Raw genomic sequence first — 17,156 nt, 5'->3', positions numbered from 1 at the left:
CGGATCGTATGATGCTCAGACCATGCCTGAAGGACACACCATCCACCGCCTGGCCGGAGAGCACCGGCGGGCGTTCGGCGGGCTGGCCGTGCACGCGGAGAGCCCGCAGGGGCGCTTCGCCGCCGGGGCCCTGCGGATCGACGGCCGGGTGCTCACCGAGGCCGACGCCCACGGCAAGCACCTGCTGCTGGGCTTCGACGACGAGCGCTGGCTCCACGTCCACCTCGGCATCTACGGCAAATACGCCTTCGGCCAGGCCCCCGTGCCCGCGCCGACGGGGATGGTGCGCCTGCGCCTGAGCACCGAGGGCCGGTACGCCGACCTGCGCGGTCCCAACACCTGCGAGCTGCTCGACCCGGCGGGGAAGGCGGCCCTGCACGCCAGGCTCGGGCCCGACCCGCTGCGGGCGGACGCCGACCCCGAGGCCGCCTGGCGGCGGATCAGCCGCAGCCGCGTCTCGATCGGGGTCCTGCTGATGGACCAGTCGGTCGTCGCGGGCGTGGGCAACATCTACCGGGCCGAGGCGCTGTTCCGCCAGGGCGTCGACCCCTCGCGGCCCGGCCGCGACCTCACCCGCGGTCAGTGGGAGGCGATCTGGGCCGACCTGGTGCTCCTGATGGCCGAGGGCGTCCGGGTGGGCCACATCGACACGGTCAGGCCCGAGCACACGCCGGAGGCGATGGGCCGCCCGCCCCGCGTCGACGGCCACGGCGGCGAGGTCTACGTCTACCGGCGCTCCAGCATGCCCTGCTTCCTGTGCGGCACCGAGGTCCGCACGGCGGTGCTCGCCGGGCGCAACCTCTTCTGGTGCCCGGTCTGCCAGGTCGGCTGACCCGCCCCGCACCGGGAAAGGGGACCGGGCGAGCCGCTCCCGGAAGCCGGGCAGGCCGCTCCGGGAAGCCGGGCGAGCCGTTCCCGAAAACCGGGCGAGCCGCTTCCGGAAGCCGGGCGGGCCGCTCCGGGAACAGGCGCCGGGGAGCGCCTCACATCAACGTGCGGGCCGTCCACAGCTCGGGGAAGATCTCCCGGCGCATGCTCCGCTCCAGCCAGGTCAGGCCGCTCGACCCGCCGGAGCCCGGCTTGGCGCCCATCGAGCGCCGTACCGCCATCAGGTGCCGGTAGCGCCAGTCGGAGAACTGCTCGGCCAGCTCGGTCAGCGCCTCGGCCAGCGGCGCGAGGGGGCCGCGGTAGACCTCGACCCAGACCGCCTCGACCCCGGGGTCGGGTCCGTACTCGGCGGCCGGGTCGCGATCGAGCACCGAGCGGGGCACCGCGTGGCCCGCGCGGGCGAGGAAGGCCAGGACCGAGTCGTAGAGGCTCGGCCGGTGCAGCGCCTCCACGAGCTCCCGGTGCGCCTCGGGGTTGCGGCGGTGCGGCCGGATGAGGCTCTCGGACTTGTTGCCGAGCAGGAACTCCACGTGGCGGTAGAGGGCCGACTGGAAGCCCGACCCCTCGCCGAGGGCGTCGCGGAAGGCGTTGAACTGCGGAGGGGTGAGCCAGCTCAGCGCGGCCCAGGCGGCGTTGAGCGCCTCGAAGTGCCGTACGGTGCGCTTGATCGTCAGGATCGCGGCGGCGGCGTCGTCCGCGTCGAGCTGCCGCTGGGCGAGGCGCCACTCGGTGCGGAGCAGCCCGAAGTACAGCTCCATCACCTGGGTGGTGACCAGGAAGGGCAGTTCCTCCGGGACGTCGGTGACGGTTCGCTGGAGGGTGTGCAGGGTGGCGGTGCCCACGTAGTCGTCGTAGGGCGTGGCGGTCTCGAAGCCCAGCGTCGGCAGCCCCTCGTTGGCCTCGGCGCGCGCCTTGCGGTCCTGTTCCGTCAGCTGCTTGATGCCGGTCATCACTCCTCCTTCGTCGGTACGCCTCCATGGTGGTCTGTATCGGTCTGTACGGAAATAATGTAAGAAAGGCGATTATTGGGTTGGGCCTTCGGAACGGAAGGCATCGAGCAGATCAAGTTACGACGTGACGGAGCGTGACCGTGGACGCGATGGATTGGGCCTTGCTGGCCGAATTGCAGGGTGACGCGCGGCTGTCGTACAGCGAGCTCTCGCGCCGGGTGCACCTGTCGGCTCCCGCGGTGGCGGAGCGGGTGCGGCGGCTGGAGGAGACCGGGGTGATCACCGGTTACCACGCACGGGTCGACGCGGCGCTCGCCGGGCGCGGGGTGGCCGCGCTGATCAGGATGTCGTGTTACGGGCCACGCTGCGTGCTCCGCGACGAGCAGGCGCTGGCCTGGCCGGAGATCCTGGAGGTGCACCGGGTGACCGGCGACGCGTGCTGCCTGCTGCGGGTGGCCGCCTCCTCGATGACGGCCTTCGAGGAGATGATCGACCGGCTCGCCCCGTACGGCCACCCGTCGAGCATGATGGTGCTGTCCAGCCCCGTCCCCTGGCGCCCGCTGTCCTCCACCTGAGAGGCTCCCGAGCCCTGCGGGACCTTCGGAGGCTCCCGGGCCTCGAAGGACCTGAGCCCGCCACCACTCGCGGGGCCGTCGGCGGAGGCGGGCCGGGCGCACGGCTCAGGAGGTCCTGCGGTGCTCGGCGACGGCCCCGGCGGTGGCCCGCCAGATCGGTGACGCGGGATCGATGACGTCGAAATGATCGCCCGACATTTCCAGATATGTCACCTGATCGCCTGACTCCTGGGCGGCCCGCGCGTAGCGACGGCCGAAGTCGACCAGGTCCAGGTCGTCCCCGCCGCCCTGCACGATGAGCTGGGGCACCCCGAGGGGAAGCCGTTCCAGCGGCCCCGAACGCCGGTAGGTCTCGGGCACCTCGGCGGCGGGCCCGCCGAGCGCGGCGGCGACCGCGCCGGAGCTCATGTGCCTGCGGTCCCCCTCGGCCAGGTCGAGCACCCCGGCCAGGGAGACGGCCAGGGTGACCCGCCGGTCGTCGGCGGCGGCCCTGAGGGCGAGCTGCCCGCCCGCCGAGTGGCCGATCACCACGAGCGGCCCGCGGGCGCTCTCCGCCGCGAGGGCGACACCACGGGCGACGTCCCCGGTGGTCGCGTCCCAGCCGTGCAGGTCGGGGCGGCGGTATTCGAGGTTCCAGGCGGTGAAGCCGCGCTCGGCGAGATCGACGGCGAGCGCGTCCATCAGGTCCGCCCCCCAGACGGACCGCCAGAACCCCCCGTGCAGCAACACCACGGTGGTCGCCTGCCCCCCGGTCCCCCCGGTCTCGCGCGCCTCCCCGGGCACCTGCCCGCCGGTCTCGCGCGTCTCCCCTGGCACCTGCCCGCCGGCCCCGTACGGGTGGCGTACCTCCGCCCACTGGTCGGGGTGGTCGCCGTAGACGACCCGGCGCGCGGGCCGGCGCAGGCTGTGGACGGCGTGCCTGATCGCCCAGGTCAGCCCCCAGACGCCGCGCCCGTGGAGGTGAGTCCCTGCCGTGCCCTTCGTGTCACCTGTGTCACCTGTGTCGCCGGGGGCTCCCTCGCCGCCCACCAGGGCGGGAAGCGGGGTGTCGGCCTTCGTCAGGTCGAGCCAGACCGCGTCGGGACGCTCGGCGAACAGGCGCCGGGCCTCCGGGTCCGGGCCGGGCAGGACGACCAGGACGTCCGGTGACTCCAGCGCCGTACGGAAACCGGGCAGGTCCGAGGTCGCCGACACCGTACCGCCGACGCCGAGAGCCGCGAACTCGCGGTCGGCCACCTCGGTGAGCAGGCGAAGGTCCGCGACCAGACCGGGACCGGTGAGCACCCGCACATGCGAATTCGGAGGAAACATCCGTTTATTCTGCCCGATTACTTCGTGTTTACGGCTAGGGGATATATGCCTGCATCAGTAGTTTCTCGGCGTCGTCCATGTAGGTCTCCAGGGCCCGCTCCGCCTCGGCCGCCCGCCCGGCCTCCATGAGCTCGACCAGCTCCAGGTTGCGGGCCACGAACGGCTCGTGGAAGGCGCGGGGGTTCTCCATGACGTGGAAGACCAGGCGGAGCTCGGCCAGCAGCTGGCGCATCGCCTCGTCCAGCCGGGGGCTGCCGTTCAGGGCGGCGAGGCTCTGGTGGAAACGGATGTTGGCCGTGCCGACGTCCTGCCAGCGTCCCTCGTCGGCGGCGCGGGACGCCTCGGCGACGGCCTCCCTGACGGCGGCCAGGGCGTCGCGAGAGGCGCGCGCGCCGTTCCGCACCGCGGCCCCCTCGATCACCCTGCGCACCCGGTAGAGGTCGGCCACGTCCTCGGCCGACAGCACGCGCACGAACACCCCCCGGTTGAGCCGGTGCTCCAGCAGGCGCTCGTGACCGAGCAGCCGGAACGCCTCGCGCAGGGTGTTGCGCGAGACCTCCAGCGCCGCGCCGATGCTCTCCTCAGACAGGCGCTGACCCGGGACGAAGAGCCCCTCGGCGATCCGGTCCCTGAGGATGTCGGCGACCACCTCGGCCGCGCTGCTGCGCCCGAGGCGGCCGCGGTCGCGCTGCAGCGCCGCGGTGACGTTCTCCACGCCCTCAAGAAATCATCAAACAAATCTCTTGTCGAATTGTTGAACGATTCTTATGTTGATAGGTACCACCGCACGAAGCCGGCTTCACCGCACCATCCCCCACGAGAAGCTCGAGAAGCTAAGGAGCGCACGCGATGGCAAGCTCCCAGACCAGACGGGTCATTGTGGCCGGGCTGGTCGGCACCTCCCTGGAGTGGTACGACTTCTTCCTCTACGGTTCGGCCGCCGCCCTGGTCTTCAACAAGCTCTTCTTCCCCACCTTCGAACCGCTGACCGGCACGCTGCTGGCGTTCCTCACCTACGCGATCGGGTTCGTCGCGCGACCGCTCGGCGGGATCGTGTTCGGCCACTTCGGCGACCGGGTCGGCCGCAAGAACGTGCTGGTGGTGACGCTGCTGCTGATGGGCGTCGCCACCTTCCTGATCGGCCTGCTGCCCGGTTACGCCACCATCGGCGTGGCCGCCCCGCTGCTGCTCGTCACCCTGCGCTTCGTGCAGGGGCTCGGCCTGGGCGGCGAGTGGGGCGGGGCCGTGCTGATGTCCATCGAGCACGGCGATCCCCGGCGGCGCGGGTTCAACGCGAGCTGGCCGCAGGTCGGGGTGCCCGCGGGCAACCTGCTGGCGGCGGGCGTGCTCGGGATCATGTCCGCGACGCTTCCCGAGGAGGCGTTCCTGTCGTGGGGATGGCGGGTGCCGTTCCTGCTGTCGGGCGCGCTGGTGGTCGTGGGCCTGTGGATCCGCCTGCGGATCGTGGAGTCGCCGCTGTTCGCCCAGGTCGAGCGGTCGGGCGCGAAGGCCCGGATGCCGCTGCTGGAGGTGTTGCGCACGCACCCGCGCGCGCTGGTCTCCGCGGGCCTCGCGCGCATCGGCGTGGACGTCGCCTTCTACATCTTCGTGACCTACATCCTGGCCTACGTCACCGGCCCCCTCGGGCTCGAACGCGGGGTCGCGCTGAACGCGGTGCTGATCGGCTCCGCCTTCCAGCTCTTCCTGATCCCGCTGTTCGGCGCGCTGTCGGACAGGGTCGGCCGCCGGCGGGTCTATCTGGCGGGCGTGATCGGGGCCGCGGTCTGGGTGTTCGCCTTCTTCCCCCTGCTCGACACCGGATCCTTCCCGCTGATCGCGCTGGCCTCGGTCGTGGCCCTGGCCTGCCACGCCGCGATGTACGGGCCCCAGGCGGCCTTCATCGCCGAGCTGTTCAGCACCCGCCTGCGCTACAGCGGCGCCTCGATGGGCTACCAGGTCGCCGGGATCTTCGGGGGTGCCCTCGCCCCGATCGTCGCCCTGTGGCTGTTCGACCGGTTCGGCGGCACCCTCGCCGTCTCGCTCTACGTGGTCGCCGCGCTGGCCGTCACCACGGCAGGCCTGGCCATGGCCCCCGGGACACACGAGGACGACCCGCCCGACCCTGTCGACACCCCTGTCGACACTCCTCTCGACACCCCGCTCGACGACGTCCCCGCCGGAGACTCCGGCGGCACCCTCGACGGCGCCCCGGGAACGCGCACGGGGACCGCTTCCCGGGACGCCTGACCTCCCGCCGCGGCCACCGGCCCTCCCCGGCGGCCGCGGTTCTCCCTGAACCACCGAAGAACCACGCAGGGACCACGCAGGGACCACCGGAGGCCGCCGGGAAGCACGGGGGCCCGCGAACCCACCCGGTTTTTCGGACATCCCACCGAACTCCCCCGCCCATCGGCTCGTCAAAGCCCGTTGAAGCACGTGAGGAACCGCCAGAGCCCGCCACGAAGGGAAGCCGGTCGGGCCGGTGGCCGGGGACGGCCATCCCCCGCCACCGCCCTCCGGTGCCCGTCCCCGGCGCTCGTCCCCCAAGGAGGATCGACATGCCCATCGGAAGAAGCATCGCCGTCGCGGTGTCAGCGGTCATCGCGACGATCGTCCTGATCGGCGTCGGAGGGGGTTTCGAGCGCACCGACCCGGGCCAGGTGGCCGTCGTCAGGGACGGCGGCCCGCTGGACGACTCCGGGGTGCGGCAGGTCATCCCGCCCGACTCCGGGCTCACCTGGGTCGGCCTGTGGTCGTCGGTGCACTCCTATCCCTCCCAGCAGCGGATCTACACCATCACCACCGACGCCAAACGGGCCAGCTCCAGCGGCGTGGACGAGGTGAACGTGCCGAGCTCCGACGGGGTGAACCTCGGCATCGAGGGCACGCTCTACTTCACGCTCAACCTCGACCAGGAGGCGCTCAAGCGCTTCGACGACAGGTACGGCACCCGCACCTACCTGGGCCAGGACGGCGAGTCCCGCTACGCCTGGGACGGGGACGAGGGATGGAACGGGTTCTTCATCCAGTCCGTGCGGCCGGTGATCTACAACGCCCTGCGCAGCCAGATCGGCGCCCTTGAGTGCGCCGAGCTGCTCTCCTCCTGCTCGCTGGTGCAGACGACCTCCAACAAGAAGGCCACCCCCGCCGTCATCGACAGCAACGCCTCCATCACCCGCGCCCAGAACGGCATCAACCAGCTCCTGGAGCGCGACCTGGAGCAGCTGCTCGGCGGCCGCTTCTTCACCGGCCTGCGGTTCACGCTGGTCCGGGTGACGTTGCCGGCCGAGATCCAGGCCGCGGTGAACAAGACCCAGGTCGCCCAGGCGGGGATCGCCGAGGCGGAGGCGAAGGCGTCGCAGGCCGACGTCGAGGCCGAGGCGAAGATCAGGCAGGCCGAGGCGGACGCGAAGGCGTCGGTCGCGCTGGCCAAGGGCGAGGCCGAGGCGAACAGGCAACTCCAGGAGAGCTACCGGAAGTGCCGTGCCTGCGTCGAGATCGACAAGCTGAACGCCCTCCCCGACGGCATCACCGTCTACGCTCCGGGCAACTCCGACGTCGTCGTCCCCGCCAAGTGAGGCCCGCGCCTCGACGCGGTCCCGCCCGGAATCGCGGGCCCCGCGACGACCGGCCCGCCCCTGCGGAGCGAATCCGGCCCCTCCGCGCGCACCCCCGCACGCGGGGCCGGGTTCGCCTGAGTCCTGACACAGGATTCCTTCAGGCCTGGGCACATACCAAGCCGTGCATATAAGATCACTAAAATGATGGTATGTCCGCTTATCGGGATGATCTCTAGCCGTGGAACCTCCGAGACGTTAACGTCTGCGCATGCGCCACGTTGAGATCTCGGGCAAGAGGCTCCGGCTCAGGGAGATCACCCTCGACGACGTGGACGCCCTGCATGCCGTGTACGGCGACCCGACGGCCACCGAACATCTGCCGTTCGACCCCCGCACCCGCGAGGAGGTCGAGGAGACGATCATCGAGGCGATCAAGTGCGCGGGGGTCGAGCCCCGGCGCCTCTACGTGCTGGCGGTGACCGACCTCGACGGCGGCGAGGCCTTCGGCGTCGCCCGCCTGCACATCGAGGCCGACCACCCGCACAGCGCCGAGATCGGCCTCGGGCTGCGTCCCGACCACTGGGGCCGGGGCATCGGCACCGACCTGATCCGGCTGATCCTGACGTTCGGCTTCCGCGACCTGCGCCTGCACCGCATCTGGGGCGCCCGCTCCCCGGCCAACACCGCCGCCCAGCTGGCGATGCTGGTCGCCGGGATGGTCGAGGAGGGCAGGATCAGGCATCACGTACGGGCTCGGGGGGCCTGGCGCGACTCGATCGTGCACTCGGCGCTGGAAGACGAGTGGGAGGGCCACCGTGACGTCTGATCCGGGCCTCCCCCGGCCCGGCCTGGGCCTCTCCCGGCCCGATCCGGGCCTCTCCCGTCTTGACCTGGGCGCCTCCCCGGCCTGACCTGGGCTTCTCTCCTCCGCGCACCGGCCCTGAGCCGGTTACGGACATGGGGAAACCCACCTTCGGGCCTCACCTTTTCAGAATGTTGTGACGGGAATGCTGCCGTTTCCGGTCACGGGAGGTGTCAAATGGCCCTAGAGTCCGCGCATGTGAGCGAAAGTCCCATCCTCCCCGTACGAGGGCGCCCGGTGCGGCCCTCCGGAAGGCACCGCAGGCCGGTGCCCTCCCAGCTCCCGCCCGAGGCACCAGCGCTGGTGCTGGCCGCGCTCGGCGATGCCTCAGGCACCGCCACGGAGCTCGCGGCCCTGATACGGGGGGACAACCCACAGATCCAGGTCCGCCTGGCCGCGCTCGGCGAGGACGGCAAGGAGCTGACCTCCGAGCTGGAGGCGGCGGCCAGGGAGCGGCCGCAGGACGCCACGGCCGCCATCGTGGTGCCGCTGCTGACCGGCCCGCACCCGGTCGCGGACCGGCTGGTCGCCGAGGCCGTCGCGTCCAGCAGGGTCTCGGTGACGGTCACCGACCCCCTGGGGCCGCACCCGCTGCTCGCCGAGGCCCTGCACATCCGCCTGTCGGAGCGAAGCCTGGCGCGGGCCGACCGGATGCGGCTGCTCAACGTCTCCAGCCCGGTCGACGCGGTCATCCTCGCCACCGTCGGCGGCGAGAACGCGGCGGTGGAGGCCCAGCCGACGGCGGTGCTGCTGGCCTCGCGGCTGACCCTGCCCGTCCTGGTCGCCTCCCTCGACAGCGCGCCCGCCGTGGCCGACGCGGCCGCACGGCTGCGCGGCATCGGCGCCCAGCGCATCGCCCTGTCCCCCTGCGTCCTGGGCCCGGAGGCGGCCCCGGGGCTCGCGAACGCGGCGGCCGAGGAGGTCGGGGCCGAGTGCGCCGACGTCCTCGGGGCGCACGACCTGATCGCCGACCTGGCCGCCCGCGCCTACGGGAGCGTCCTGTCGGCGGATTGAGCGACCTGATGTGATCTATCTCCTCCGATGGGTAATGATCTGCCTAGTTGTCAGAGGAGATAGATCATGCTGTTCGGAAAAGAGCACGTAGACCGATACATCGCGACCGACGGGGCCGAGGGGCACGAGTGGCAGGGCACCACCGCCCTGCTGCTCACCACCACCGGCCGCAAGTCCGGCGAGCCGCGGACCAGCCCGCTCATCTACCAGCGCCACGGCGACGACCTGCTCCTCGTGGCCTCCAAGGGAGGCGCCGACGAGCCCCCGCTGTGGTACCTCAACCTCCAGGAGAACCCCGAGGTCGAGGTGCAGGTGCTGGGCGACCGGTTCAGGGCCAGGGCCCGTACCGCCACGCCCGAGGAGAAGCCGGAACTGTGGTCGATCATGACCGCGGCCTGGCCCGCCTACGACGAGTACACCAAGAAGACCGACCGGGAGATCCCCGTGGTCGTGCTGGAGCCGGTCGCGTCGTGACCGGCGCCACGCCGGCCGTCGGGCCCGGGGGCCGCTCCCTCACCGCGAGAGGACTCAATCCCCTGATCGGGGTGAGAGCCGGTCAGGGCTCCAGCCAGACGTAGCCCGCGAACCTGCCGGTCGTCCTCTCCCTGCGGTGGGAGAACAGGTCGGCGCTCTCGATGGTGCAGCGGGTGTCGTGGGTGATCTCCCCGACACCCGCCTTGCCCAGCTGCGAGGTGATCGCGGCCCGCAGGTCGAGGGCCGGGGTGTCCTCGCGGGTGATCGACCACGCCTCGGGGAGCAGCACCGCGACCTCGTCCCGCATCTCGGCCGGGACCTCGTAACAGGTGCCGCAGGCCATCGGGCCGATCAGGGCGGTCATCCTGGCCGGCTCCGCGCCGCGCCCGGCCATCTCCTCGACCAGGGCGGTGACCACGCCGGACATGGTGCCGACCCGCCCCGAGTGCGCGGCGCCGACCAGCCCTGCCTCCGGCTCGGCCAGCAGGACCGGCGCGCAGTCGGCGCAGAGCGCGGCCAGGCCGAGACCGGGCACGTCGGTGCAGACCCCGTCCAGCGGCGGCGGGTCGTCGCCGAACGGCTCCGTGACGTAGCGGACGTCGGCGCTGTGGACCTGCCGCATGAACACGACCCGCTCCAGGCCGAACTCGGCGGCCGTCCTCGCCCTGTTCGCCGCGACCGCGTCCGGCTCGTCGCCGCACATGCCCCCGAGGTTGCGGCTGCCGTACGGACCGGCGCTGACACCACCGTGACGATCGGTGATCCTCATCTGAAAGTTCACGGGCCGACCTTACCCGCCCAGGAACCCCGTCCCCAGGACGTTCGTTTCACAAAGACACGGATCCCCCAAGAGATCGCGAGCGACATGGCCCAGGTTGTGTACGACCGCAAGGAGCAGTATCAGCAGATCGAGAGCGGTCTGATGCCCGGCGAGCAGATCATCGCCGTCTACGACGCCATCGGCACGGGCACCGGCTTTCTGGGGCTCACCGACAGGCGTGTCATCGTGCAGGACAAGTCGTTCGTCGGCAAGAAGGTCGCCATCACGAGCATCCCCTACAACAAGGTCTCCGCGGTGAGCGTGGTGAGCAACAAGTCGATCGCGGGCTCGTTCTTCTCCTCGGGCGCCATCGCCATCCACGTGGGCACCCACACCTACGAGGTGGAGTTCCGGGGCGACAACAAGGCGCACCACGTGCACAACGTGATCCTGCACTTCATCACGTCCTAGGAACTCCCCCGCGGGAAGGCCGGTGGGAGCGCCGCTCCGGAGAGCGGCGCCTCACAGCGGAGACGCCGGACCGGGGAGCGGCGCCTCACAGCGGAGACGCCGGACCGGGGAGCGGCGCCTCACCACGGAGACGCCGCCCGTCGAGGACCCGCGCCGCCCGTCGGGAACGTCACCCGGCCGGGAGCGGCGCCTCCCCGCCCGCGACCCGCCGGTAGAGCTCCATCGTCCGCTCGGCGATGCGCTCCCAGGAGAAGTGCTCCACCGCGCGGATCCGCCCGGCCTCGCCCATCCGGGCCGCGAGGCCGGGGTCGGCCAGCAGCCGGTTGACCCGCTCGGCGAGGTCGGCGGCGAAGGCGTCGGGGTCGTGCGGGGTGCCGTCGGCGGCCTGGTCGATCGGGACCAGCAGGCCGGTCGAGCCGTCGGCCACGACCTCGGGGATGCCGCCGGTGGCGGTGGCCACGACGGCGGTCTCGCAGGCCATGGCCTCCAGGTTGACGATGCCCATCGGCTCGTAGACGGAGGGGCAGACGAACACGGTCGCGTGGGTGAGGATCTGGATCACCTCGGGGCGGGGAAGCATCTCCGAGATCCAGACGACGCCCTCGCGGTCGAGCCCGCGCACGAGCGCGGTCACCTCGGCGGCGATCTCCGGCGTGTCGGGCGCGCCCGCGCAGAGCACCAGCTGGGCGTCGGGGTGGAAGTCGCGCGCCGCGTGGAGCAGGTGGACGAGGCCCTTCTGCCGGGTGATGCGGCCGACGAAGACGACGTACGGCCTGCTCGGGTCGATGCCGTGCCGCTCCAGGACGCCGGTGTCGCGGTCGGGGGCGTACTCGCCGGTGTCGATCCCGTTGTGGATCACCGTGACCTTCTCCGGCGCGATCTCCGGATAGCTCGCCAGCACGTCGCGGCGCATCCCCTCGGAGACCGCGATGATCGCGTCGGCGGTGGCCAGCGCGCCGCGCTCGGCCCACGACGACAGCGTGTAACCGCCGCCCAGCTGCTCGGCCTTCCACGGCCGCAGCGGCTCCAGGCTGTGCGTGGTCACCACGTGGGGCGTCCCGTACAGCATCTTGGCGACGTGGCCGGCGAAGTTGGCGTACCAGGTGTGGCTGTGGACCAGGTCGGCGCCCTCGCACCCGGCGGCCATCTCCAGATCGACCCCGAGCACCTGGAGCGCGGCGTTGGCCGTCTCCAGGCCGCCGGGCACCCGGTAGGCCGCGACGCCCTCCTCCGGCCGTGACGCTCCGAAGCAGCGGACCCGGGTGTCGGCGAGCCTGCGCAGCTCCCGGGCGAGGTACTCGACGTGAACTCCCGCCCCTCCGTAGACGTCGGGGGGATATTCACGGGTCAGCAGATCCACTCGCATGCGATCAGCCTAGTGTTTCATCCCTGTTCATCAGGTTAAGGTCCACCTATGAGAGTCCTCGCGATCGTGCTCGCCGGTGGAGAAGGTAAGAGGCTCATGCCTCTGACAGCTGATCGAGCGAAGCCTGCGGTGCCTTTCGGGGGGATATACCGGCTCGTCGACTTCGTACTGTCCAATCTCGCCAACGGTCACTACCTCCAGATCGTCGTGCTGACGCAGTACAAGAACCACAGTCTCGACCGGCACATCTCCCGGACATGGCGCCTGTCGGCGATGCTCGGCAACTACGTCACGCCGGTTCCCGCCCAGCAGCGCCTCGGGCCGCACTGGTTCTCCGGCTCCGCCGACGCGCTGTTCCAGAACCTGAACCTGATCTACGACGAGATGCCCGACCACGTGATCGTGTTCGGCGCCGACCACATCTACCGGATGGACCCCCGGCAGATGGTCGAGCAGCACATAGAGTCCGGCGCCGAGGTGACGGTGGCCGCGATCCGGCAGCCGCTGTCGCTCGCCGACCAGTTCGGGGTCATCGAGGCCGACCCGGCCGGGCGGCGGATCGTCGCCTTCCGCGAGAAGCCGAAGGACGCGGTGGGCCTGCCCGACGCGCCCGACCAGGTGTACGCGTCGATGGGCAACTACGTCTTCAAGACCCAGTCGATGATCGACGCGCTCAGGGAGGACGCGCTCGACCCGACGAGCAAGCACGACCTGGGCGGCAACATCATCCCGATGATGGTGAAGTCGGGCAGCGCGGAGGTCTACGACTTCGCCGACAACATCGTGCCCGGCTCCACCGAGCGCGACCGGGGCTACTGGAGGGACGTCGGGACCCTCGACGCCTACTACGAGGCCCACATGGACCTCATCTCGGCGCACCCGGTCTTCAACCTCTACAACAGCAGGTGGCCGATCTACACCGGCCACGACCCGCTTCCCCCGGCCAAGTTCGTGCACAACGACGGCGACCGGGTGGGCAGGGCGATCGACTCCCTCGTCTCGGCGGGCGCGATCGTCTCCGGCGGGCTGGCGGAGCGCTCCATCCTCTCCCCCGGCGTGGTGCTGCACTCCCACTCCCAGGTCGAGGACTCGGTCCTGATGGGCAACGTGAAGGTGGGCCGCGGCGCCATCGTCCGCAAGGCCATCATCGACAAGAACGTGATCATCCCGGACGGCGCCAGGATCGGCTTCGACCTGGAGTACGACCGCAGCCGCTTCGCGGTGACCAGCGGCGGCATCGTCGTCATCGGCAAGAACGAGATCGTCGAACGCTGACCCGGCACGCCCCCCAGGTTCCCCGGTTCCGCCGTCACGGCGAGACCGGGAAACCTGGGGCGTGCCACAAAAACGCTTTGACGGAGTGAGTACTCACTCCGCACAATGGGCGCATGGAAACCCAACCCGCCCGGCGGCGCGCGCCGGGAATGAGCCCGGAGCGGCGCCGCGAGATGATCGTGGCGGCCGCCCTCCCCCTGGTCGCCGAGTACGGCGCCGCCGTGACCACCGGCCAGGTCGCCAGAGCCGCCGGGATCGGCGAGGCCACGATCTTCCGGGTGTTCGCCGACAAGGACGAGCTGCTCAGCGCCTGCATGGCCGAGGCGCTCCGCTCCGACCACGTGCTGGAACAGCTCGCCGCGATCCCGCTCGACCAGCCGCTGACCGGCCGCCTCGTCGAGGCCGTCGAGGCCATGCGGGCGCACACGGCACGCATCGGCACCGTCATCGCCGCCCTGCACGCCTCGGGCCGCCCCCTGGAGCGCCCCGCCGTCAGACCTTCCGGGCGCGACGCGGAGAAGGTCCCCCCGCCCGGCCGGGAGACCGCGTTCAGGGAGACCCGCACGGCGCTGGCCGAGTTGTTCGAGCCCGAGCGCGACTCCCTGCGGCTGCCTCCCGAACGCCTGGCCGCGCTCTTCCTCGCGATGGCGTTCTCCCCCGTCCGGTGGCCGGAGGGCGAGCCCGAGCCGGGCGCCGACCTCGTCGACGTGTTCGTGCACGGCGCCCTGGCCCGCCCCCTGCCGGAAGGGGACCCCTCATGACCATCACGCTGAACCACACCATCGTGCCCGCGCTCGACAGGCGTCGGGCGGCCGACTTCTTCGCCGGCGTCATGGGCGTGGAGTGCCTGCCGCCCGCCGGGGCACACGGCCACTTCGCCCCGGTCCGGGTGAACGAGTCCCTCACCCTCGACTTCATGACCGTGGAGACCCCCGAGGGGCACCACCTGGCCTTCGACGTCGACCCGGACACCTTCGAGGGCATCCTCGCCCGGCTCGAAGAGCGTGAGGTGCCGTACGGCAACCACCCGGCCCATCGCGACAACGGGCGGATCGACCACCCGCTCCGCCCGCGCGGCCTGTTCTTCGCGGACGAGACGGGAAACCTCTACGAGGTCATGTCCGACTGACCGCGAGGCACCGAGAGGCATCGAGAGGCACCGCTAGTGCCATTGCGACTTCGTGATCCGCAGGGGATAGTTTCTCCCGGTACATCGCACGAATTTCGGACACACCCCCCAAGTACGAGAGATCGCATGTTCGGCATCATTCGCCCCTGTGGCGAGCACTCCTGCCCGACGCTGCACCGGGCCTGGATGGCGCACCTGTGCGGGCTGTGCCTGACCCTCAGGGACGGGCAGGGGCACGCGGCCCGGCTGGCCACCAACTACGACGGCCTGATCATCTCGGTGCTGGCCGAGGCGCAGGGCCCGGCGGGCTCCCCGCACCGGACCGCCGGACCCTGCGCGCTGCGCGGGTTCCGTTCGGCGGACGTGGTGGACGCGCGGGCCGGGGGCGTGCGGCTGGCCGCCACGGTGTCGCTGGTCCTCGCGGCGGGCAAGCTGCGCGACCACGTGGCCGACGGCGACTCGGCGCCGGGCACCGGCGCGGCGCGCAGGATGCTGGCGTCCCGCTGGGAGGCGGCGGGGGCCCGGATGGGTGCCGGGATCGGGTTCGACACCACCTCGCTGGTCTCGACGGCCGAACGCCAGATCGAGCTGGAGGGCGGGTCGGGGGTGACGCTCCTGGAGCTGACCGGCCCCACCGAGGAGGCCGTCGCCGCCGCGTTCGCGTACACCGCGACGCTCGCGGGCACCCCCGGCAACGCGGCGGCGCTGGCCGAGGCGGGCCGGTTCTTCGGCCGGATCGCCCACCTGCTGGACGCCGTGGAGGACCGGGAGGAGGACGCCGCCCGGGGCGCGTTCAACCCGCTGACCGCCACCGGCACCTCCGTACGGGAGGCGCGGCGGCTGTGCGACGACGCCGCGCACGGCCTGGAGCTGGCGCTGCTGGAGCTGGAACTGGCCGACCGGCACCTGGTGGACGTGCTGCTGGGCACCGAGGTGCGGCGGGCGGTGGACAGGACGTTCCGCCACGCCTCCGGCCCGGATCGCGGCCATGCCCGCGAGACGTGCGCGCGCCCGTACGGGGAGCACACCCCCTCCCCCACCGGGCACCCCCACTCCCCCGCGGAGCAGGACCGCCTTCCCGCGGGGCACGACCCCTCCCCCGCCGGCAACGGGACGCCGTCCCCCGCGGGGGAGTCGGGCCACTCCTACGAGCGGCCCGGGTTCGTCCGTAAGTCCGCCGCCGGGGTGGGGACCCTGCTGACCTGCGGTCTCTGGCGCCCCTGGTGGAGCTCCCGGAGGCACGGCGCCTGGGATGAGCGCTGCTACCTCAGAGGGTGCGACAGCTGCGGCTGTGACGGGTGCGACGGGTGTTGCGACTGCTGCAAGTGCTGCAGCAAATGTGACGGGTGCTGCTGCGACTGCAACGTCTGAGACCTCGGCCTCAGACCGGGTCCGCCCGGTCGTCGTCCTTCTCGCGGGCGCCGTCCCGCTCGCCGGGGTCGCCGCCCAGGCCCCGCGACATCAGACCCGCGCCCATCAGACCTGTGAGCGTCCCGGGGACGGTCGCGGACGGGGGCGGGGTCTCGACCCGGAAGCGGGGCAGCGCCTCGGGATACTTGTCACGGACGAAGGCCACCATGTGCTCGCGCATGTCGCACTTGAGGTCCCACGCGCTGGCGGAGTCGGCGGCGCTCATCAGGGCGCGCAGCTCCAGCAGCCCGTTGGGAAGGGTGTCGGTGATCTGGAGGGTCCAGTCCTTCTGGTCCCAGAGCGGGTGCTCGCGCAGGGCCCGGTAGAGCTCGGCGCGCAGCTCCTCCACCGGCACCGACCAGTCGACCCGGAACATCACGTGGCCGATCACCCGGCTGCTGTGCCGGGTCCAGTTCTCGAACGGGTTGGCCGTGAAGTAGGAGACCGGCAGGACGAGCCGCCGCTCGTCCCACAGCCGCAGCACCACGTAGGTCAGGCTGAGCTCCTCGATCCGGCCCCACTCGCCCTTCACCACGACGACGTCGTCCAGCCGGAGCGCGTCGCTGAAGGCCAGCTGGAGCCCGGCGAGCATGTTGCCCAGGGTCGACTGGGCGGCGATACCGACGACGACGCCGGCGATACCGGCCGAGGCCAGCAGCCCGGCGCCGAGCGCACGCACCTGCGGGAAGGTGAAGAGCATCGCGCCCAGCGCGACCACGATGATCACCGCGGAGGCGACCCGGCGGACCAGGGTGATCTGGGTGCGGATGCGCCGGGCCCTGCGGTTGGCCTCGCCCTCGACGGTGATCAGACGGTCCAGCACCACGTCGGTGACCGCGTAGGCGGCCTGGATGACCAGCCAGGTGGCGCACCCGATCATCGCCAGGCTGAGACCACGGTCGATCACCTGGCCGATCGAGGCCGTCGCCATGTTCGGCTCGTAGATGGTGTGTGCCGTCGCCACGGCGGCCGTGGCGAACCCCGGCCAGGTGCAGCGGCGCACGAGGGGACCGGCGAGAACCCATTTCTCACCGATCAGCCGCGAGCGCAACACCCGTCGCACGACCTCCACCGCCACGACGGCGGCCGCCACGGAAACAATCATCATGAT

At 71.6% G+C, this 17,156-nt stretch carries 18 protein-coding genes; 12 read left to right on the top strand and 6 right to left on the bottom strand.

Going from position 1 to position 17,156, the window contains the following annotated elements; translation table 11 throughout:
* The first annotated feature begins 22 nt into the window (after nt 1-22).
* The gene (locus AC5L38_RS03110) at nt 23-832 is read left to right on the top strand and encodes an Fpg/Nei family DNA glycosylase (protein WP_495241198.1); all 810 of its coding nucleotides are present in this window, start codon (nt 23-25) and stop codon (nt 830-832) included.
* 151 nt (nt 833-983) lie between these two features.
* On the opposite strand, the gene AC5L38_RS03105 is transcribed toward AC5L38_RS03110, so the two are convergent.
* Complete coding sequence (locus AC5L38_RS03105) at nt 984-1,838, bottom strand: tryptophan 2,3-dioxygenase (RefSeq protein WP_495241197.1); 855 nt, start codon at nt 1,836-1,838, stop codon at nt 984-986.
* A 149-nt stretch (nt 1,839-1,987) separates the two neighbouring features.
* Between AC5L38_RS03105 and AC5L38_RS03100 the strand changes: the two genes are divergently transcribed.
* On the top strand, nt 1,988-2,413 hold the full coding sequence (locus AC5L38_RS03100; protein ID WP_389907638.1) for an Lrp/AsnC family transcriptional regulator: 426 nt from the start codon (nt 1,988-1,990) through the stop codon (nt 2,411-2,413).
* Nucleotides 2,414-2,518: 105 nt separating this feature from the next.
* Here the strand turns inward: AC5L38_RS03100 and AC5L38_RS03095 are convergent, their stop codons facing one another.
* Nucleotides 2,519-3,724: an alpha/beta hydrolase gene (locus tag AC5L38_RS03095; RefSeq protein ID WP_495241196.1), complete on the bottom strand. Its 1,206-nt coding sequence runs from the start codon at nt 3,722-3,724 to the stop codon at nt 2,519-2,521.
* A gap of 34 nt (nt 3,725-3,758) precedes the next feature.
* Complete coding sequence (locus AC5L38_RS03090; protein ID WP_495241195.1) at nt 3,759-4,439, bottom strand: GntR family transcriptional regulator; 681 nt, start codon at nt 4,437-4,439, stop codon at nt 3,759-3,761.
* 134 nt (nt 4,440-4,573) lie between these two features.
* On the opposite strand from AC5L38_RS03090, the gene AC5L38_RS03085 reads away from it, so the two are divergent.
* From AC5L38_RS03085 to AC5L38_RS03065, 5 genes are all read left to right on the top strand, one after another.
* Nucleotides 4,574-5,971, top strand: a complete 1,398-nt coding sequence (locus AC5L38_RS03085) for an MFS transporter (protein ID WP_495241194.1) — start codon at nt 4,574-4,576, stop codon at nt 5,969-5,971.
* A 311-nt stretch (nt 5,972-6,282) separates the two neighbouring features.
* Nucleotides 6,283-7,302, top strand: coding sequence for an SPFH domain-containing protein (locus AC5L38_RS03080; protein ID WP_495241193.1), 1,020 nt, complete (start codon nt 6,283-6,285; stop codon nt 7,300-7,302).
* A 250-nt stretch (nt 7,303-7,552) separates the two neighbouring features.
* Nucleotides 7,553-8,110: a GNAT family N-acetyltransferase gene (locus AC5L38_RS03075; RefSeq protein ID WP_495241192.1), complete on the top strand. Its 558-nt coding sequence runs from the start codon at nt 7,553-7,555 to the stop codon at nt 8,108-8,110.
* 234 nt (nt 8,111-8,344) lie between these two features.
* On the top strand, nt 8,345-9,160 hold the full coding sequence (locus tag AC5L38_RS03070) for a sirohydrochlorin chelatase (RefSeq protein WP_495241191.1): 816 nt from the start codon (nt 8,345-8,347) through the stop codon (nt 9,158-9,160).
* 66 nt (nt 9,161-9,226) lie between these two features.
* Complete coding sequence (locus AC5L38_RS03065) at nt 9,227-9,634, top strand: nitroreductase family deazaflavin-dependent oxidoreductase (RefSeq protein ID WP_495241190.1); 408 nt, start codon at nt 9,227-9,229, stop codon at nt 9,632-9,634.
* Between the two features lie 82 nt (nt 9,635-9,716).
* On the opposite strand, the gene pgeF is transcribed toward AC5L38_RS03065, so the two are convergent.
* The gene (gene pgeF / locus AC5L38_RS03060; RefSeq protein ID WP_495241541.1) at nt 9,717-10,403 is read right to left on the bottom strand and encodes a peptidoglycan editing factor PgeF; all 687 of its coding nucleotides are present in this window, start codon (nt 10,401-10,403) and stop codon (nt 9,717-9,719) included.
* 96 nt (nt 10,404-10,499) lie between these two features.
* On the opposite strand from pgeF, the gene AC5L38_RS03055 reads away from it, so the two are divergent.
* A complete protein-coding gene (locus AC5L38_RS03055) occupies nt 10,500-10,865 on the top strand; it encodes a PH domain-containing protein (RefSeq protein ID WP_495241189.1) in 366 nt (121 codons plus the stop codon).
* A gap of 169 nt (nt 10,866-11,034) precedes the next feature.
* On the opposite strand, the gene glgA is transcribed toward AC5L38_RS03055, so the two are convergent.
* Entirely contained in the window at nt 11,035-12,231 is a 1,197-nt protein-coding gene (gene glgA, locus AC5L38_RS03050) for a glycogen synthase (protein ID WP_495241188.1), read from the bottom strand.
* 48 nt (nt 12,232-12,279) lie between these two features.
* Here glgA and glgC point away from each other — a divergent pair, with 48 nt between their 5' ends.
* The 4 genes from glgC (at nt 12,280) to AC5L38_RS03030 (ending at nt 16,006) form a co-directional block, all read left to right on the top strand.
* Entirely contained in the window at nt 12,280-13,506 is a 1,227-nt protein-coding gene (gene glgC / locus AC5L38_RS03045) for a glucose-1-phosphate adenylyltransferase (protein ID WP_350966885.1), read from the top strand.
* 113 nt (nt 13,507-13,619) lie between these two features.
* A complete protein-coding gene (locus tag AC5L38_RS03040) occupies nt 13,620-14,267 on the top strand; it encodes a TetR/AcrR family transcriptional regulator (protein ID WP_495241187.1) in 648 nt (215 codons plus the stop codon).
* A complete protein-coding gene (locus AC5L38_RS03035; RefSeq protein ID WP_495241186.1) occupies nt 14,264-14,635 on the top strand; it encodes a VOC family protein in 372 nt (123 codons plus the stop codon). The genes AC5L38_RS03040 and AC5L38_RS03035 overlap by 4 nt, the downstream gene beginning before the upstream one ends.
* Nucleotides 14,636-14,761: 126 nt before the next feature.
* On the top strand, nt 14,762-16,006 hold the full coding sequence (locus tag AC5L38_RS03030; RefSeq protein ID WP_495241185.1) for a DUF5685 family protein: 1,245 nt from the start codon (nt 14,762-14,764) through the stop codon (nt 16,004-16,006).
* Nucleotides 16,007-16,016: 10 nt separating this feature from the next.
* Here the strand turns inward: AC5L38_RS03030 and AC5L38_RS03025 are convergent, their stop codons facing one another.
* The gene (locus AC5L38_RS03025) at nt 16,017-17,138 is read right to left on the bottom strand and encodes a mechanosensitive ion channel family protein (RefSeq protein ID WP_495241184.1); all 1,122 of its coding nucleotides are present in this window, start codon (nt 17,136-17,138) and stop codon (nt 16,017-16,019) included.
* Nucleotides 17,139-17,156: the final 18 nt, after the last annotated feature.

The sequence above is a fragment of the Streptosporangium nanhuense genome (genome assembly GCF_059358815.1).
Note: the sequence above shows the minus strand (reverse complement) of the source record. Positions and strands in the feature narration are given on the sequence as shown.